The organism is Geodermatophilus sp. SYSU D00815 (assembly GCF_054050035.1).
This window is the reverse complement of record NZ_JBJGYO010000004.1, coordinates 56,490-73,267: the sequence shown is the minus strand read 5'-3', so window position 1 is coordinate 73,267 and position 16,778 is coordinate 56,490. Positions and strand designations below refer to the sequence as shown.

General features: G+C 75.1%; 21 protein-coding genes. 14 read left to right on the top strand and 7 right to left on the bottom strand.

The annotated features are described in order from the left end of the window. Both ACI78S_RS06400 and ACI78S_RS06395 read right to left on the bottom strand, forming a co-directional pair. Positions 1–1,131, bottom strand: coding sequence for an FAD-dependent monooxygenase (locus tag ACI78S_RS06400; RefSeq protein ID WP_456971397.1), 1,131 nt, complete (start codon positions 1,129–1,131; stop codon positions 1–3). Continuing rightward, positions 1,122–1,745 carry a hypothetical protein gene (locus ACI78S_RS06395; RefSeq protein ID WP_456971396.1) on the bottom strand — a complete coding sequence of 208 codons (624 nt, stop codon included), beginning with the start codon at positions 1,743–1,745 and terminating at the stop codon, positions 1,122–1,124. The genes ACI78S_RS06400 and ACI78S_RS06395 overlap by 10 nt, the downstream gene beginning before the upstream one ends. Before the next feature lie 96 nt (positions 1,746–1,841). Here ACI78S_RS06395 and ACI78S_RS06390 point away from each other — a divergent pair, with 96 nt between their 5' ends. The 5 genes from ACI78S_RS06390 to ACI78S_RS06370 are packed head-to-tail and all read left to right on the top strand — an operon-like array spanning position 1,842 to position 4,162. After that, entirely contained in the window at positions 1,842–2,429 is a 588-nt protein-coding gene (locus tag ACI78S_RS06390; RefSeq protein ID WP_456971395.1) for a TetR/AcrR family transcriptional regulator, read from the top strand. Between the two features lie 57 nt (positions 2,430–2,486). Continuing rightward, positions 2,487–2,912, top strand: a complete 426-nt coding sequence (locus ACI78S_RS06385) for a winged helix-turn-helix transcriptional regulator (RefSeq protein WP_456971394.1) — start codon at positions 2,487–2,489, stop codon at positions 2,910–2,912. 23 nt (positions 2,913–2,935) lie between these two features. After that, on the top strand, positions 2,936–3,268 hold the full coding sequence (gene trxA / locus ACI78S_RS06380) for a thioredoxin (protein ID WP_456971393.1): 333 nt from the start codon (positions 2,936–2,938) through the stop codon (positions 3,266–3,268). Positions 3,269–3,323: 55 nt separating this feature from the next. Then, entirely contained in the window at positions 3,324–3,641 is a 318-nt protein-coding gene (locus ACI78S_RS06375; RefSeq protein WP_456971392.1) for an ArsR/SmtB family transcription factor, read from the top strand. Next, positions 3,638–4,162 (top strand): SRPBCC family protein, encoded by a 525-nt coding sequence (locus ACI78S_RS06370; protein ID WP_456971391.1) that lies wholly within the window; start codon positions 3,638–3,640, stop codon positions 4,160–4,162. Before ACI78S_RS06375 ends, ACI78S_RS06370 begins: the two co-directional genes overlap by 4 nt. A 19-nt stretch (positions 4,163–4,181) precedes the next feature. Here the strand turns inward: ACI78S_RS06370 and ACI78S_RS06365 are convergent, their stop codons facing one another. Both ACI78S_RS06365 and ACI78S_RS06360 read right to left on the bottom strand, forming a co-directional pair. Beyond that, positions 4,182–5,012 (bottom strand): SDR family oxidoreductase, encoded by an 831-nt coding sequence (locus ACI78S_RS06365; RefSeq protein ID WP_456971390.1) that lies wholly within the window; start codon positions 5,010–5,012, stop codon positions 4,182–4,184. Between the two features lie 55 nt (positions 5,013–5,067). After that, complete coding sequence (locus ACI78S_RS06360) at positions 5,068–6,303, bottom strand: EAL domain-containing protein (protein ID WP_456971389.1); 1,236 nt, start codon at positions 6,301–6,303, stop codon at positions 5,068–5,070. A 140-nt stretch (positions 6,304–6,443) separates the two neighbouring features. On the opposite strand from ACI78S_RS06360, the gene ACI78S_RS06355 reads away from it, so the two are divergent. Both ACI78S_RS06355 and ACI78S_RS06350 read left to right on the top strand, forming a co-directional pair. Further along, positions 6,444–7,061: a dihydrofolate reductase family protein gene (locus tag ACI78S_RS06355; RefSeq protein ID WP_456971388.1), complete on the top strand. Its 618-nt coding sequence runs from the start codon at positions 6,444–6,446 to the stop codon at positions 7,059–7,061. A 105-nt stretch (positions 7,062–7,166) separates the two neighbouring features. Beyond that, positions 7,167–7,931, top strand: coding sequence for an alpha/beta fold hydrolase (locus ACI78S_RS06350; protein WP_456971387.1), 765 nt, complete (start codon positions 7,167–7,169; stop codon positions 7,929–7,931). A 60-nt stretch (positions 7,932–7,991) separates the two neighbouring features. On the opposite strand, the gene ACI78S_RS06345 is transcribed toward ACI78S_RS06350, so the two are convergent. Further along, complete coding sequence (locus tag ACI78S_RS06345; protein WP_456971386.1) at positions 7,992–9,200, bottom strand: globin domain-containing protein; 1,209 nt, start codon at positions 9,198–9,200, stop codon at positions 7,992–7,994. A gap of 88 nt (positions 9,201–9,288) precedes the next feature. On the opposite strand from ACI78S_RS06345, the gene ACI78S_RS06340 reads away from it, so the two are divergent. The 4 genes from ACI78S_RS06340 (at position 9,289) to ACI78S_RS06325 (ending at position 12,310) form a co-directional block, all read left to right on the top strand. Further along, complete coding sequence (locus ACI78S_RS06340) at positions 9,289–10,212, top strand: RNA polymerase sigma-70 factor (protein WP_456971385.1); 924 nt, start codon at positions 9,289–9,291, stop codon at positions 10,210–10,212. A 19-nt stretch (positions 10,213–10,231) separates the two neighbouring features. Next, positions 10,232–10,987 (top strand): SDR family oxidoreductase, encoded by a 756-nt coding sequence (locus ACI78S_RS06335; RefSeq protein WP_456971384.1) that lies wholly within the window; start codon positions 10,232–10,234, stop codon positions 10,985–10,987. Further along, entirely contained in the window at positions 10,984–11,409 is a 426-nt protein-coding gene (locus tag ACI78S_RS06330) for a hypothetical protein (RefSeq protein ID WP_456971383.1), read from the top strand. Before ACI78S_RS06335 ends, ACI78S_RS06330 begins: the two co-directional genes overlap by 4 nt. Before the next feature lie 151 nt (positions 11,410–11,560). Further along, the gene (locus ACI78S_RS06325) at positions 11,561–12,310 is read left to right on the top strand and encodes an alpha/beta fold hydrolase (RefSeq protein WP_456971382.1); all 750 of its coding nucleotides are present in this window, start codon (positions 11,561–11,563) and stop codon (positions 12,308–12,310) included. 20 nt (positions 12,311–12,330) lie between these two features. Here ACI78S_RS06325 and ACI78S_RS06320 read toward each other — a convergent pair whose 3' ends face one another. Further along, positions 12,331–12,759: a MarR family winged helix-turn-helix transcriptional regulator gene (locus tag ACI78S_RS06320; RefSeq protein ID WP_456971381.1), complete on the bottom strand. Its 429-nt coding sequence runs from the start codon at positions 12,757–12,759 to the stop codon at positions 12,331–12,333. Between the two features lie 84 nt (positions 12,760–12,843). Between ACI78S_RS06320 and ACI78S_RS06315 the strand changes: the two genes are divergently transcribed. Next, the gene (locus ACI78S_RS06315) at positions 12,844–14,676 is read left to right on the top strand and encodes an ABC transporter ATP-binding protein (protein WP_456971380.1); all 1,833 of its coding nucleotides are present in this window, start codon (positions 12,844–12,846) and stop codon (positions 14,674–14,676) included. Between the two features lie 173 nt (positions 14,677–14,849). Here the strand turns inward: ACI78S_RS06315 and ACI78S_RS06310 are convergent, their stop codons facing one another. Continuing rightward, positions 14,850–15,020 (bottom strand): hypothetical protein, encoded by a 171-nt coding sequence (locus ACI78S_RS06310; protein ID WP_456971379.1) that lies wholly within the window; start codon positions 15,018–15,020, stop codon positions 14,850–14,852. A gap of 203 nt (positions 15,021–15,223) precedes the next feature. Here ACI78S_RS06310 and ACI78S_RS06305 point away from each other — a divergent pair, with 203 nt between their 5' ends. Both ACI78S_RS06305 and ACI78S_RS06300 read left to right on the top strand, forming a co-directional pair. Then, entirely contained in the window at positions 15,224–15,838 is a 615-nt protein-coding gene (locus ACI78S_RS06305; protein WP_456971378.1) for a GNAT family N-acetyltransferase, read from the top strand. A gap of 183 nt (positions 15,839–16,021) precedes the next feature. Continuing rightward, a complete protein-coding gene (locus ACI78S_RS06300) occupies positions 16,022–16,756 on the top strand; it encodes a DUF4386 family protein (RefSeq protein ID WP_456971377.1) in 735 nt (244 codons plus the stop codon). Positions 16,757–16,778: the final 22 nt, after the last annotated feature.

The window sequence follows — 16,778 nt, the reverse complement described above, 5'->3', positions numbered from 1 at the left end:
TTAGCGCTGAGATACCGGGGGGAGCCAGGCCTCCAGGGCGGCGAGTTGGCGGCCGGCGGCGGCCGCCGGCGTGAGCCGCAGGACCGTGTCGCGCACCCCCGCGGCCACCGGGTGGCGCCACTGCGCCACGCGGCCCAGCGCCCGGGCGCGGCGGGCGATCCGCTGGGTGCGCGGCCGGCGCAGCCGGTCGTACCCGTCGAGCGCCGCGTCGAGGTCGCCGCGTGCCACGAGCCGCACGAGCGTCGCGGCGTCCTCCAGCGCCTGGTTGGCGCCCTGGCCGAGGTCCGGCGTCATGGCGTGGGCGGCGTCGCCCAGGAGCACGCAGCGGCCGCGGCGGAAGGTGGGCAGCGGTGCGGCCAGGTCGTGGATGTCGAGCCGAGCGACGGCGTCGGGCGGGGTGGCGGCGACCAGCGCCGGGATCGGGTCGTGCCAGCCGCCGAACAGCCGGACCACCTCCCCGTGCTCGTCGGCGATCTCCGTGCGCGCGGGCATCGAGGCGACGGCGAACCAGTAGACCCGGCCGTCGGCCAGCGGCGCGATGCCGAAGCGCAGCCCCCGGCCCCAGGTCTCCCCCGCCGCGCCCAGCAGGTCGACCGGCTCGGCGGTCACGCCCCGCCAGGCGGCGTAGCCGGAGTACCGGCGGCCGGGGTCGCCGGGCCAGCCCGACCGCACGCGGCTGGCGATGCCGTCGGCGGCCACCACCAGGTCGAACCGCTCGGTCCCGCCGTCGTGCACCACCTCGTCGCCGGCGGCGGAGACGGCGCCGACCGCGCAGCCCGGCCGCAGCGACCCCTCGCGGAGGGCGCCGAGCAGCACCCTGTGCAGGTCGGCCCGGTGCACCACGCGCAGCCCGCCCACGGCGCCGGCCGGCGTCCGGACCAGCCACCTGCCGTCCGGCCGGCGCTGGCCGGCCACCAGGCCGGTCGGGGCGTCGCCCGCGACGGCCCGGACGGCGTCGCCGAGGCCGAGCGCGTCGAGCGCGGTGAACCCGTTGGCCCACAGCGAGAGCCCCGAGCCGCTCGGTCGCAGCTGCTCGGCCCGCTCGAACACGGTCACCTCCGCGCCGGCGCGCTGCAGGCCCCCCGCGACGGCCAGCCCACCGATCCCGGCGCCGACGACGGCTACCCGCACAGCGCACCGTCCCCGGTGCGCAGCATCGGCAGGAGGAGCTCCAGCCGGCCGACCTCCTCGACGTTGTGCGTGGTCCAGGCGTCCACCATGGGGTCGGGGAAACGGCGCTGCAGGAGCCGGTTGACCGGCGCCATCGCCGCGCCGCGGGCGCCGAGGTCGAGCACGCTCACGTAGTGCGTCCGGCCCCGGCCGGCCGACCAGGTGTGCTCGAGCTGCAGGACGACGACGCCGGCCACGCGCTGCACCAGCCGGATGCCGGTCCCGTCGAGCTTCTCCACGCGGTCGACGACGTCGATGCGGTACTCGGGCCGGCCGGCGAACTGCTCGACGATCCGGAAGCGGGCGCCCTCGCCCGCGCCGCCGCCGGGCGCCGGGCGGGCCAGCTCCCAGCGGAGGTGGTCCCGCGGGTGCCAGGCGAGGTAGCGGGGGACCTGCTCGCCGTCGTAGTCGACGGTCCGGCCGATCGAGCGGAACCAGTCGAGGACCTCGGCCGGCGTCACACCGTCGAGCGGCTCGTGGTCGATGGTCACCCGCCGCCGCCCGTGCGGGAAGGCCGCGACGGTCACCCGCGCGGAGTCGCGCGGGCGGAGCGGCGCGAGGAGGGGGAGGGGCATCTCGGACTCCATGGAGATACGGAAGCGTTTCTCGACCGGTGGAACGCTAGGGTGGCCGAGCGAGATACGCAAGCGTTTCTCTCCGGGGTGGGTGCCATGGCGGTCGTGCGGCGGCGCGGAGCCGAGCTCGAGGCGGCCATCGCCGACGCCGTCGTCGGGCTGATCGTGGCAGGGGGAGCCCGCGCGGTGACCATGGAGGCGGTGGCCGCGCGCGCCGGCACCAGCAAGCCGGTGCTGTACCGCCGCTGGTCCGACCGCGCGGCGCTGCTGCGCGACGTGCTGCTGAGGCAGGCCGCGGGGGTGATCCCGGCCGAGGACACCGGCAGCTACCGCACCGACATGCTGGCCATCCTGCGCGGCTGGGCCGCCGTCCTGACCGGGCCGGGCAGCCGGGTCGTCCAGGCGGTGGTCACCGCCATGGCCGACGACCCCGACTTCGCCGCGGCCTTCCGCGAGGGCGTCATCGGCTGGCGGAAGCGGGAGATGGCCGACCTGCTCGCGCGCGGCATCGCGCGCGGCGACGTCCGCCCCGACGTCCCGGTGGAGATCGCCCGCGAACTCGGGCAGGGGGTGCTCTGGCACCGCTTCCTCATCACCGGCGACCCGATCGACGACGAGGTGGTCGTGCAGATCGTGGACGAGGTGCTCGTGCCGTTCGTGTCGCCGCGGGACCGGGCCGGCTGAGCGGTTCCGGCACACGGGCTTGCGGAGAGGCTGGGTCCAGGGTCTAGACTTTGGATTATGGCTGACGGAGTGGCGCAGGTGCTGTCCCTCGTGGGGGAGCGATGGGCGCTGCTCGTCGTCCGCGAGGTGTCGCTCGGCCTGCGCCGGTTCGACGAGCTGGCGACCGCCACCGGGGCGCCGCGGACCGTGCTGTCCGACCGGCTGCGCCGGCTGACGGCGGCCGGCGTCCTCGCCCCCCGCCCCTACCGGCTCCCCGGCAGCCGTGAGCGCATCGAGTACGTGCTCACCGACGCCGGGGCCGACCTGCTCCCGCTGCTCGCCGCGATGTCCGACTGGGGGGAGCGCCACCTCGGCGCCGGCGCCCCGCAGGAGGTCGTCTACCGCCACGGCGGCTGCGGTGGCCGGGTCACCGCCCGCCTCGTCTGCGAGTGCGGCGCGGAGACCGGCCCGCACGACCGGCTGATCGCCCAGGTCAACCGCTGACCCGCCGCACCCAGGAGGTCCTCGTGTCCCTGCCCGTCACGACCGATGCCACCTTCGCCGCCGACGTCCTCGGCAGCGACCGCCCCGTGCTGGTCGACTTCACCGCCGACTGGTGCCCGCCGTGCAAGATGATCAAGCCGGTGCTCGAGCGGATCGCCGCCGAGCAGACCGGCCGGATGTCGGTCGTCGCGCTCGACGTCGACGAGAACCCCGAGGTCACCCGCCGCTACGGCGTGATGGGGATGCCGACGCTGGCCCTGTTCGTGAAGGGCGAGCTGGTGACGACGGTCGTCGGCGCCCGGCCGCAGGCGGCGCTGATGGCCGCGTTGGAGCCGCACCTGCGCGTCGCCGCCTGAGGGATCCGTTTGCATGCCTTGACGGGCATATGCCTGTCAAGGCATGCTTTCGGTCGTGCGCCAGGCGACCTGGGCGGCGCTGACCGACCCGAACCGGCGGGCCGTGCTCGGCCTGCTCCGGGAGCGGCCGCGAGCCGTCGGGGAGCTGGTGGTGGAGCTGGGGCTGACCCAGCCGGCGACGTCCAAGCACCTCCGGGTGCTGCGGGAGGCGGGGCTGGTGACCGTCCTCCCGGAGGCGCAGCGGCGGATCTACGCGATCGACCCCGCCCCGCTGGCCGAGCTGGACGAGTGGCTGGCCCCCTACCGCTCGCTCTGGAACGACCGCCTCGACGCGCTCGGCAGCCACCTCGACCGGATGGAGCAGCGATCGTGAAGGACGACCTGGGCACGTACGTGGAGCACGAGGGCCGCCCGGCGGTCCGGTTCGTGCGGACCTACCGGCACCCGGTCGAGCGGGTGTGGACGGCGATCAGCGACCCCGCCGAGCTCCAGCACTGGTTCCCGTCGAAGGTGGAGATCGAGCCGCGGGAGGGCGGGCGCATCGCCTTCGCCGACGACCCGTACGCCGCGGCGGCCGACGGCACGGTCCTCGTCTGGGACCCGCCGCACCGGCTGTCGTTCACCTGGTACGAGGACGAGCTGCACCTGACCCTCGAGCCGGTCGGCGACGGCTGGTGCCGGCTCACGCTGGTCGACGTCCTCGACGAGCGCGAGGCGGCCGCGCGCAACGCCGGCGGGTGGTACGTCTGCCTCGACGTGCTGGGCAAGCGGCTCGACGGCGTCCCCACCGGCGGGCCGCACGGCGACGTGGAGGAGTGGCAGCCGGTCCTGCAGGCCCACATCGACGCCGGGCTGCCCTCCGGCGCGCCGATCCCCGACCCCGTCGACCGCTGAGGGAGGGCCTGGAGCGGGCTCAGGTCTGCGGGCCGGCGGCCGCGATCGCGACGTCCTCCCACGCCCGCCACTCGGCGAGCCGGGACTCGTAGTCGGCGGTGGCGATGCGCAGCGGGGTCCCGCCGAGGAAGATCCGCAGCGGCGGGTCCTCCGCGTCGACGACGGCGAGCACCGCCGCCGCGCTGGCGGCCGGGTCGCCGGTGCCGGCCACCCGGGCGCGGCGCTGCTCGGCGGCCTTCTCGCGGAACTCGTCGTAGGCCGGGTTCGGCGTCGCGTGCCGGGCCGAGGCGCCGCCCCAGTCGGTGGAGAAGGCGCCCGGCTCGATGAGCGTTACCTTGATGCCGAAGTCGGCCACCTCCTGGGCCAGCGCCTGGCTGAAGCCCTCCAGCGCCCACTTCGAGGCGTTGTAGATGCCGATGTTCGGGAACGCGCTGATCCCGCCGATCGACGAGACCTGCAGGATGTGGCCCGAGCCCTGCGCCCGCAGGTACGGCAGCGCCGCCTGGGTCACCCACAGGGCGCCGAACACGTTGGTCTCGAACTGGGCGCGGGCCTCCGCCTCGGAGATCTCCTCGATCATCCCGAACTGCCCGTAGCCGGCGTTGTTCACGACGACGTCGAGGCGGCCGAAGTGCTCGTGCGCCCGCTCCACGGCGGCGAGGTCGGCCTCCCGGTCGTCGACGTCGAGCTCGATGGGCAGCACCCGGTCGCCGAAGCGCTCGACCAGGTCCTCGAGCGTCGCGGTGTCGCGGGCGGTGGCGGCGACCGAGTCGCCGCGCTCGAGCGCCGCGACGGCCCACTCCCGGCCGAAGCCGCGGGATGCGCCGGTGATGAACCACGTCTTGGGCATGTCTGCTCCTCGCTCGCCGGCCGACCGAGGAGGGCTGAACCGGATGCGCCTCCTCTTACCGGCCCCAAGTGCCGGCGAGCGGGTTCTGTTCCCGGGGCCCCTCGACCGCCCGACGCGGGTCGGGGAGGACGAGCGCCTCCGGCGGGCCGGGGCGGCCGAAGTGCCAGCCCTGCCCGAGGTCGACGCCCAGCGCCAGCAGCGCCGCGGCCTCCGCGGCGGTCTCCACGCCCTCGGCCACCACCTGCGCCGAGCAGCCGTGCGCGAACTCGACCAGCGAGCGCACGAGGGTGGAGAGCACCGGGTCGGCGTCCACCCCGGACACGAGGCTGCGGTCGAGCTTCAGGACGTCGGGGGAGGTCACGACGATGTGCCGCAGCGAGCTGAAGCCGGCGCCGACGTCGTCGACGGCCAGCCGCAGCCCGCGGGCGCGCAGCGGGTCGAGCACCCGCGTCAGGGCGGCGTAGTCCTCGACCGGGTCGTGCTCGCTGAGCTCGAGCAGGACGCGCCCGAGGGGGAGGCGGTCGAACAGCGCCGCCGCCTCGTCGGTGAGCAGCGTGGCCGGGGAGAGGTTCATGCCGACGTAGCCGCCGACGAGGTCGAGGTGGGCGGCCGCCCGCTCGAGCGCCAGCAGCTCCAGCCGGTGGCCCTCGCCGACGCTGTGCGCCTCGGCGAAGACGACGTCGGGCGTCGTCCCCCACTCGGCCGGGAAGCGGCTGAGCGCCTCGGTGCCGATCCGCTCGCCGGTGCGCAGCCGGACGACGGGTTGCAGGACGACGGTCGGCCCCCCGGCGGCCAGCACGGGCCCGATCCGCCCGAGGATCTCGGTGCGCCGCTCCTGCTCGCGGACCTCCGGTTCGACGACGACCGCCGCCGCGGAGGCCAGCACGTCCATGAGCGCCTCGTCCCGCTCGGTCAGCTCCCTGTCGGAGGTGAGGCCGGCGGCGCAGAAGGTGCCGTAGAGGGAGCCGTCGGACAGCCGTACGGGCACGGAGACGTAGCTGCGGATCCGCGGCATCCGGGCGGCCGGCAGCGCCATGGCGGCCGGGAAGTCCCTGAGGTCCGGGACGACCGGGGGGAGCTTGCCGTCCAGGATCGCCTGGCACAGCGAGGTCTCCCGGACCTGGGTCACCTTCTCCTGGAACAGCACCGGGATGCTCGACTCGACCACCTCGAGGTGCTGCGTGGTGCCGTCGAGCCGGCTGAGGAAGGCGACGGAGAGCCGCAGCGACTTCTTCGCCGTCTGCAGCAGCTCGGCGATCTGCCGCTCGCTGTCGGTGCGCTGCCTGCCCATGCGGCTCCATCGGCGCACCGCCGCGAGTTCTGTAGCGCGCAACCGACCGGGGGGCCGGAAACTTCTCCCCCTGCTGTCGATGAGCGGGGGTCCCGTTCGACGTCTTGACGACGGAGCCCCACGAACCGCAGGAGGAAGCCATGCGCCCGCTCGTCGTCACCACGTTCCTGACCCTCGACGGGGTCATGCAGGCCCCCGGGGGGCCGGAGGAGGACCCGTCGGGCGGGTTCGCGTACGGCGGCTGGTCGTTCCCGTACGCCGACGAGGTGTTCGGGCAGCAGATGGACGAGTGGTTCGCCGGCGCGCAGGACTTCCTGCTCGGCCGCACGACCTACGAGATCTTCGCCGCCCACTGGCCCCGGGTGGAGGGCGACGACAACGTCACCGTGGGGCTGCAGACCAAGCCCAAGTACGTGGCGTCGCGGACCCTCACCTCGCTGGACTGGGACACCGCGCAGCTGCTCGAGGGCGACGTCGCCGAGGCGGTGCGGGCCCTCAAGGCCCAGGACGGCGGCGAGCTGCAGGTGCACGGCAGCGCCGGGTTGATCCAGACGCTGCTGCGCGAGGACCTCGTCGACGAGCTGCGGCTGATCATCGACCCGGTGACGCTGGGGCAGGGCAAGCGGCTGTTCGGCGACGGCACGATCCCGCGCAGCTGGCGGCTCACGAAGTCGGCGGTCACCACGACCGGCGCGATCATCGCGAGCTACCAGCGCGCCGGCGAGGTGGAGACGGGCTCCTTCGCGCTGGAGGACTGAGCCGGCCGCCCGGCCGGGGAGCGGATCCCCTCGCACCCGGGCCGGGCAGCCCGTGCGCCGGAAATCGGGTGCGGCCACCGCCCCGCTGCTGCTGCACTCCGGCGCATGCGCGAGCTGACGGTGACCTCGGGCGACGTGCCCCTGCACGTCGTCGACCACGGCGGCGCCGGCACCGCCGTCGTCCTGCTGCACGGCGGCGCGCGGACGTCGGAGGACTGGGAGGTGGCGGCCGACCGCCTGCGGGCGCTCGGCCACCGGCCGGTCGCGATCGACCTGCGCGGGCACGGCGGGACGCCGGTCGCGCCGTGGACCTGGGACGCCGTCGTCACCGACGTCGAGGCGGTCGTCCGCGAGCTCGGGCTCGACCGGCCGGCCGTGGTCGGGCACTCGGTGGGCGGGATCGTCGCGGCGCTGTGGGCGACCGGGCACCCCGAGTGCCCGCTGGCGGTGAACCTCGACGGGCACGGCAACCCGACCCGGCGCGACCGGTACGCCGGCCTGCCCTCGGACGACCCGTCGGTCGAGGCGCTGGTCACCTGGCTGGCCGAGGCCGCGACCCTGCTGCTCGGCGAGCACATGGCCGACGTCATGCGGGCCATCGACGAGCTCGACGTGCACGCCGCGTACCGGCGGGCGCGCTGCCCGCTGCTGCTCACCCGGGCCGGCGAGTCGCTGGCCGAGCTCGTGCCCGCCGAGGCGCAGCCGGCCTGGGTCGCCTACGAGCGGTGGACCGACGAGCGGCTGGCGGCCCTGGCGGCCGAGGTGCCCGAGGTCTCCTTCGTCGTCACCCCCACCGGCCACTTCCCGCACGTCGAGGCGCCCGAGCTGCTGGTGAACCTCGTCCACGAGCGGCTCGAGGTGGTCCCGTGAGGCCCTGCTGCGGGGTCCCGCGCCGAGCGCGCGAGGCGTGGGGGGCGGCGGGGTCCTTGCTCAGTCCACGTCGGCCTGCCAGAGGTCCGGCCCGAAGACCTCGTACTGCATGTCGGCCGCCGGCACGCCCCGGTCGAGCAGCACGCTGCGGATGCCGCGCATGAACGGCAGCGGCCCGCACAGGTAGTAGAAGGCGTCGCCGGGCAGCTCGACGTCGTCGAGGTCCATGATCCCGCCGAACCGGCCGTCGACGGGCAGCTCGCCGTCCGGGCCGTGCTCGTACCAGACGTACATCCGGGCGTTCGGCAGCTTCCGGACGTCGTCGAGCACCTGCTGGCGCAGCGCGAACGAGCCCTCGTGCAGGTCGGCGTGGAGCACGGTGATCGGCAGGTGCGAGCCGGCCGCGGTCAGGTGCGACAGCATGCCGGCCATCGGGGTGACGCCGATGCCCGCGCTGGCGAACACCACCGGCCGCCCGGAGTCGTCGAGGACGACGTCGCCGAACGGCAGCGACATGGTCAGCCGGTCGCCGACGTCCACCCGGTCGTGGAGGTAGTTGCTGACCTCGCCGTCGGGCTTGTCGTCGCCGGTGACCCGCTTGACCGCGAACGACCGGTGCTCGCCGTCGTCGGCCCGGGTGAGGCTGTACTGCCGCGGCTGGCGGACGCCGTCGGGCATGGGCACCTGCACGGTGACGTACTGACCGGGCAGCGACGTCTTCACCAGCCGGTCGTCGATGCGCCGGACGGTGAAGGTGACGACGTCGTCGGTCTCCCGGCGCTTCTCCACGACCTCCCAGTCGCGCCAGACGGTCTCGGGGCGCACGCCGCGGGCGCTGTAGAGGCCGCGCTCCTGGTTGATCAGGGCGCGCGCCATCAGCCAGTACACCTCGTCCCAGGCGGCCACGACCTCGGGCGTGACGGCGTCGCCGAGGACGTCGGCGATCGCCCAGAACAGGTTGTCCCGCACGACCTGGTACTGGGCCGGCGTGATGCCGAGCGAGGCGTGCTTGTGCGCGATCCGGCTGAGCAGGTGCTCCGGCAGGTGGTCGGGGTGGTTCACCAGCGCGCTGGCGAACAGGGCCACCGACCCGGCGAGCGCCTGCTGCTGGGTGCCCTCGGCCTGGTTGCCGCGGTTGAACGTGCCGTCGAGCAGTTCGGGGTGCTCGCCGAACAGGTGCTGGTAGAAGCGCTCGGCGATCTTGCCGATGTTGTCCCCGACGACGGGCAGGGTGGCCTCGATGACGGGCCGGGACTTCTCGGTGAGCATCTCTCCCCCTGAGGCGGTCTGCGACGGTCCCCGTGTCCCGCCCCTGCCCCGTCCGGGGGCGCCCTACCCATGGATCTCGGGTGCCAGGATGCTGCCCGTGACGACGGCGACCGACGCGTTGGAGGAGTTCGAGGCCCAGCGCGGCCGGCTCTTCGGCATCGCCTACCGGATGCTCGGGTCGGTCGCCGACGCCGAGGACGTGCTGCAGGACGCGTGGCTGCGCTGGCAGGGCGCCGACCGCGCCCGCGTGAGCGACCCGGGCGCCTTCCTGGCCCGCACGGTCACCAACCTGTGCCTCACCGCGCTGACCTCCGCCCGCGCCCGCCGCGAGGTCTACGTCGGGCCCTGGCTGCCGGAGCCGGTGATCACCGCCGACGGCGCGCTCGGCCCGCTGGAGGACGCCGTCCAGCGCGAGTGCGTCTCCTTCGCCCTCCTCGCCGTCCTGGAGCGGCTGTCCCCGGCCGAGCGCGCGGCGTACGTGCTGCGCGAGGCGTTCGCCTACAGCCCCCGGGAGGTCGCCGAGCTGATCGGCGTCTCCGAGGCGAACGCCCGGCAGCTGCACTCGCGGGCCCGCAGACACGTGGCCGCCGAGCAGACCCGCGAGGTGGAGGCGGAGCGCTGGCAGGAGCTGGTCTCCCGGTTCCTGGCCGCCGCGCGGGACGGCGACGTGGCCGGTCTCGAGGCGCTGCTGGCCGACGACGTCGTCTCGCGGGCCGACGGCGGCGGCGTGGTGAACGCGGCGCGGGTGCCGGTGGTGGGCCGGGAGAAGGTGGCCCGCTACCTCGTCGGGCTGTTCCGCAAGTTCACCGGCGGGCTGTCGGCCGCGTTCGTCGAGGTCAACGGCGCCCCGGCGATCGCCGCCGTCGGCCCGGACGGGCTGCGCGGCGTGCTGGTGGTGCGCACCGACGGCGAGCGGCTCACCGGCTTCGACTTCGTGCTCAACCCGGTCAAGCTCGCCTTCGCCGAGGGGCAGCTGTCACGGATCGGAGGGCTACCTGGTCTGAGCGGGTGAGGAGAGAGGAGACCTTCCCATGACGACCACGTTGGTCACCGGAGCCACCGGCACGCTCGGCGTGCCCACCGTCGCCCGCCTGCGCGCCGCCGGGCACGACGTCCGTTCCCTCAGCCGGCGCAGCGGGCCCGGTCTCGTGACCGGGGACCTGGTGTCCGGCGCGGGCCTCGACGCGGCGCTCGACGGCGTCGACGTCGTCCTGCACCTGGCCAGCGACCCGCGGACGAAGGGCGCCGACGTCGAGGGCACGCGCACCCTGCTGGCCGCCGCGCAGCGAGCCGGCGTGCGGCACCTCGTGTTCATCTCGATCGTCGGCATCGAGGACATCCCGCTGCCGTACTACCGGTCGAAGGTGGAGATCGAGCGGATGATCCAGCAGTCGGGGCTGCCGCACACGATCCTGCGGGCCACCCAGTTCCACCCGTTCGTGACGATGATGTTCACCGCGCAGCGGTGGCTGCCGGTCGTGGTGGCTCCGGCGATCGCGCTGCAGCCCATCGCGGTCGAGGAGGTGGCCGACCGGCTGGCCGAGCTGGCGTCGTCGGCGCCGGCGGGGCGGGTGGCCGACATCGGCGGCCCGGAGCAGAGGTCGCTGCCGTCGCTGGCGCGGGCGTGGGCGCGTTCGGCCGGTGTGCGCCGGCCGGTGCTGCCGGTGCGGGCGCACGGGAAGCTGTTCGCCGCCTACCGGTCGGGCGCGGCGATGGTGCCCGGGCCGGCGTACGGGCGGCAGACGTACGAGGAGTGGCTGGCCGGCCGGGAAGGGGCCCTCCGGTGAGCGGCCTGCTGCGGCCGGGGCTGGCGCTGCTGGCCGCGGTCGAGTGGGCGCTCGGCCTGTGGACGGCGTTCTTCCCCCGGAGCTTCTACGACGACGTGCCGACGGTCGACCTCACGCCACCGTTCAGCGAGCACCTGATGCGCGACTTCGGCGGGGCGACGCTGGGGCTGGCGATCGTGCTCACCGCGGCCGCCGTCTGGCTCGAGCGGCGGCTGGTGGTCACGGCGCTGCTGGCGTACCTGGCGTTCGCGGTGCCGCACCTCGTGTTCCACGTGGCACATCTGCACGGGGCCACGGAGCTGGAGGCGTCGGTGCTGGTCATCACCCTGCTGGGCTCGGTCGCCCTGCCGCTGGCGCTGCTGGCGATCGCGCTGCTCACGCCTCGGCCGGCCCCGCGGGAGCGCGACGACGCCCTCGTCTGAGCACGTCGGTCGAGCCCCCGGCCGGCGGCGGACCCGCGCCGCACCCGCCCGGCCGTCCCGCGGACCGGACCCCGTCGTTGTCGCCCGGACGACTCCGTGGTCTGATCCGGGCGGCGCGGCACCGGTTCGCGCGGCTGCAGGGAGGCGATCGGTGATCACGCGGACCGGCATCGCCTGCGCCACCGGCGGCGACGGCGAGGACCTGCTGCTCCTGCTGCACGGGCTCGGTGCGACCGGCGCCGTGTGGGAGCGCCTGCTGCCGCTGGTCCCCGGCCGGTGGGCCGCGCCCGACCTGCGGGGCCACGGCCGCTCGCCGGCCGAGCCGCCCTACGGGTACGGGGTGCACGCCGCCGACATGGCCACGCTGGTCACCGAGCTGGGGGCCACCCGCGTGACCGTGCTCGCGCACTCCTTCGGTGGCGTGGTCGGCGCTCTGCTGGGCAGCGGCGAGTACGGGGTCGCGGTCGACCGCGTGGTCGCCGTCGGCACGAAGATCGACTGGACGGCGGAGGAGGAGGCCGGCGCGCGGACGCTCGCCGAGCGCCCGCCCACGGTCTTCCCCACCCGCGAGGAGGCCGCGGCCCGGCACCTCACGCTCGCCGGCCTGCGCGGGCTCGCCGAGCCGTCGGACGACGTCGCGCTGGCCGGCGTCCGGGAGGTCGAGGGCGGCTGGGCGGTCGCCCTCGACAACCGCGCCTTCTCGGCCGTCGGGCCGTCGGTGCCCGCCATCCTGCAGCGGTGCCTCGCGCCGCTGCGGCTGGCGGCCGGTGACGGCGACGCCATGGCCTCGCTCGAGGCCATGCGGCGGATCGACCCCTCGGCGCAGCTCATCGAGGGCGCCGGTCACAACGCGCACTGGGCGCGGCCCGAGGCGGTGTGGTCCCTGCTGGGAGCGGGCTGACCCGGCCGCCCCGGCAGGGGTCAGGACCCGGCGTCGTCGACGACGGCGCGGAGGATCCGCTCGAGCCCGGCCCGGTCCTCGGCCGGCAGCCGGCCGAAGAGCTCCCGGGAGTCCGCGGCCCGTGCCGCGTCGACCTCGGCGGTGACCCGTCGCCCCTCGGGGGTCGGGCGGAGCACCACCGCACGGCGGTCCCGGGGATCGGGTGTGCGCTCCACCAGCCCGCGCGCCTCCAGGCCGTCGGCGACCTCGGTCGCCGAGCGCGGGGCGATGCGGAGCGCCTCGGCCAGCTCGGAGAGGCGGACGCCGTCCCGGTTGCCCACCACCCGCAGCGCCCGCGCCTGGTGCGGCGTCAGGTCCCACGGCGCCAGGGCGGCGCGCCACCGGTGCCGCTGCAGGCGGCCGACGCGCAGCACCAGCTCGCCGAGCACCGCCGGATCGTCGTCGACCACGGGGGAAGAGTAGCGCCACCGCTGCGGTTACCACATCATGAGGTAACCTCAGCATCTACTCGGAGGTGGTGCCTTCTGGACCCCATGAACCCCGGCGGCGGTGGCGGGCGGGGCGGCTCCGGCCGCACCGTGGACCCCGCCGACCGCGCGCAGCTGGAACGCTCCCCGGTCTCCCTGCGGCGGGTCGCCGCGCTGTTCCGCCCGTACCGCTGGCAGGTGGCCGTGGTCGTGGCGCTGATCGTCGTCTCGTCGGTGGTCGCGCTGGCCTCGCCGTTCCTCGTCCGGCTGGTCATCGACGACGCCCTGCCGCACCAGGACGTCGGCCTGCTCGTCGCCGCCGTCGCCGGCATGCTCGCCGTCGCCGCCGTCACCAGCGTGCTCGGCGTCGTCCAGACGTGGCTGTCGACGACGGTCGGCCAGCGGGTCATGCACGGGCTGCGCACCGCGGTCTTCGCCCACCTGCAGCGGCAGTCCCTGGGCTTCTTCACCCGCACCCGTGGCGGCGAGGTGCAGTCGCGGTTGACCAACGACATCGGCGGCATGCAGTCGGTGGTGACGTCGACGGCGACCTCGCTGGCCTCGAACGCCACGACCGTCGTCGGCACCGTGGTCGCCATGGTGGCCCTCTCGTGGCGGCTGGCCCTCTTCTCGCTGATCGTCCTGCCGCCGGCCGTCTGGTTGACCCGCAGGGTGGCGCGGATGCGCCGCGCGGTCACCGCCCAGCGGCAGCGCGCGCTCGCCGACCTGCACGCGCAGGTGGAGGAGGGGCTGTCGATCAGCGGCGTGCTGCTGTCGAAGACCATCGGGGCCGGTCCCGCGCAGTCGCAGCGGTTCACCGAGACGTCGTCCGGGCTGGTCGGCCTCGAGGTGCGCTCGCAGCTCGCCGGCCGGTGGCGCATGGCCACCATGAGCATCGTCTTCGCCGGCATCCCGGCGCTGATCTACCTGGCCGCCGGGCTGCCGGCCACGTCCGGCGGCATGACCATCGGCACGCTCGTCGCGTTCACCACGCTGCAGGCCGCGCTGTTCCGCCCGCTCATGGGCCTGCTCGACGTCGGGGTCTCGGTGACGAGCTCGATGGCCCTGTTCAGCCGCGTGTTCGAGTACCTCGACCTGCCGGTCGACATCGCCGACCCGGCCGATCCGGTGGCGCTGGACCCGGCGGCCGTGCGCGGCGAGGTGCGGCTCGAGGGCGTGGGCTTCACCTACCCCGACGCGCACCGGCCGGCGCTGGCCGGCGTCGACGTGACCGTGCCGCCCGGCACCACGCTCGCCCTCGTCGGGCCGACCGGCTCGGGCAAGAGCACGCTGGCCTCGCTGGTCGCGCGGCTCGCCGACCCGAGCACCGGCCGGGTGCTGGTCGACGGGGTCGACGTGCGCGACCTGCCGCTGGCCACGCTGGCCCGCATCGTCGGCGTCGTCTCCCAGGAGACGTACCTGCTGCACACCACGGTGCGCGAGAACCTGCGGCACGCCAAGCCCGACGCCACCGACGCGGAGATCGAGGACGCCGCCCGGCGGGCCCAGGTGCACGACGTGATCGCCGCGCTCCCCGACGGCTACGACACCGTCGTGGGCGCCAGGGGGCACCGGTTCTCGGGCGGGGAGAAGCAGCGGCTGGCCATCGCCCGCACGCTGCTGCGCGATCCACGGGTCCTCGTGCTCGACGAGGCGACCAGCGCGCTGGACAACACCACCGAGCGGGCGGTGCAGGCCGCGCTGGACGAGGCCAGCCGCGGCCGGACGACGGTCACCATCGCCCACCGGCTCTCGACCGTGCGCGACGCCGACCGGATCGCGGTCCTCGACGGCGGGCGGGTGGTCGAGCAGGGCACGCACGAGGAGCTGCTCGCGCTCGGCGGGCGCTATGCCGAGCTGGTCGGCGCCGCCGAGCGCGAGGTCGTGCTGGCCGCCTGAGGGGTCCGCGCAAGGGACCGGGCGGGCTCGTACCGCTGTGCGGTGTGCGGGAACGGCAGTCGTCGCGCTCAGGACGTGCCGGCGGGCGTCACCTCTGCTCTCGGGTGAGGGCGACCGCAGGTCGAAGACGACCGCCTCCGTCCTGCTCGCGCCACTCCTCGCCCGCGGCTCGGTCAGTCGCCGTCCGCGTCGCCGGAGCCGCCGTCGACCCACGGCATCGGGTCGCCTCGCCAGTCCACGGGTGGGGGAACCGGCTCGGACTGCACCTCGACCTGCTCGTCCAGCGGCACCCGGGCGCTGGCGTAGAGCTCGTGGTCCGGGAGGCGGAACCTGTTGTCCGGCATGGGCTCAGCGTGGCACCCGGGACGGACGAGGGGAAGCTCGCGCGCACGTTCCCCGTCGCGGCGATGCAAGGGGTGGATCCGTGGGCAACCCGCTCGTACTCCGGCGCGGCCGTGACGACGAGCGGTGAGCGCCACGCCGCAGGGGACCCGGGCGGCACGCCGCCCTCTGGGTGGATCCCGGCCGGCCGTCCAGTCTGCGCCGCATGGAGGACGTCCGACCCCAGGCCCGCCCTGCGACGCGCTCCGACCAGCGGCGGCTCGTGCACGTCCTGGCGACCGCCTTCGCCGAGGACCCGGTGTTCACGTTCCTCCTGCCGCCGTCCCTGTGGCGACGCGAGGCGCGACTGCGCCAGTTCTTCGCGCTGGAGGCGGCGCGCAGTGCGCGCCGAGGAGGAACCTGGGTCTCGGCCGACGGGAGCGGTGCCGCAGTCTGGTTCCCACCCGGGCAGTGGCAGAGCACCCGTTCCGAGGACCTGCTCCAGGGGCCGCGCTGGCTCGCCCTCCTCGGGAGCCGGGCCCCCGCCGCCGACCGGGCGCGCAAGGCCATGCAGGCTCGCCACGAGGCCCTGGCGCCGCACTGGTACCTGCTGTACCTGGGCGCCGAGCCCCGACGTCAGTCCCGCGGGGTGGGCAGTTCGCTGCTGCGTGCGGTCCTGGAGCGGTGCGACCACGACGGAACACCTGCCTACCTGGAGGCGAGCTGCGAGAGGAACCGGCAGCTGTACGTGCGCCACGGCTTCGCCGACCTGGATCCCCTTCCCCTGCCCGACGGTGGTCCGGTGATGTACCCCATGTGGCGCGACCCCAGTAGCAGCTAGCTGCCGGGGCGAGATCCACGTGATCCGACCACCGGCCGACGACCCCGAGCTCGCCCGCGCCGGGTGACGGCACGAGCTCGCGCTGCCCGCGTGACGGAACGGTCCCCATCCCGACCCGGATGGGTCCACACTCGACCGGCCGAGAATCCGGCGTGCCGGGTCCCGACACGGGGAGGCGACGTCATGGACCACACCCTGGGAACTGCTGCGGACAGCCGGACGGGAGGCGTGGAGCACGCCTCGGCGCGGAGGTGGGACCTGATCGCCGGCGTGGCCGGCCTGGTCTTCCTCGTCCTCGTCATAGCGAGCTTCTTCACGCCGTCGACGCCCACCGCCGACGAGGGGGCGGACGCGATCGTCCGGGCGGTCCAGGAGGACCGCACCGGCCACCAGTGGTCCCTGCTGCTGGGCTTCCTGTCCGACGTGGCCTTCCTCTTCTTCCTCGCCGGTGTCTGGGGCCGGCTGCGCCGGGCCGAGGGGCTCGGCGGGCTCTTCGCCGGCCTGTTCGCCATCGCCGCCGCGGCGTTCGTGGCCGTGATCGCGGTCTCCGAGGGGCTGTACCTGGCCCTGGTCCAGAGCTCCGTGGACGCGGAGGACGAACCGAGCATCGTCCGCACGCTCGTCGTCCTCGACAACTGGGTGGGCGGGGCGGCCCTCCCGGCGGGCGTCGCGATGCTGCTGGCCGTCGCGGCCGGCGTCCAGAGCACCCTGGCGTTCCCGCGGTGGCTCGGGTGGCTGGCCGCGCTGGCCGCGGTGTGCCTGCTGGTCGGCTTCGCCGCGGTCTTCGACGACGGCGTCGAGACCGGCGCCCTCGGCGTGGTGGGGTTCGTCGGGTTCCTGCTGGTCCTGGTGTGGACCGTGGCCGCCAGCGTGCTGCTGGTGCTGCGGCCCGGCACGACGGCCCGGGCGCACGCCTGAGCGCCGCGGCGGCGGTCCTCGG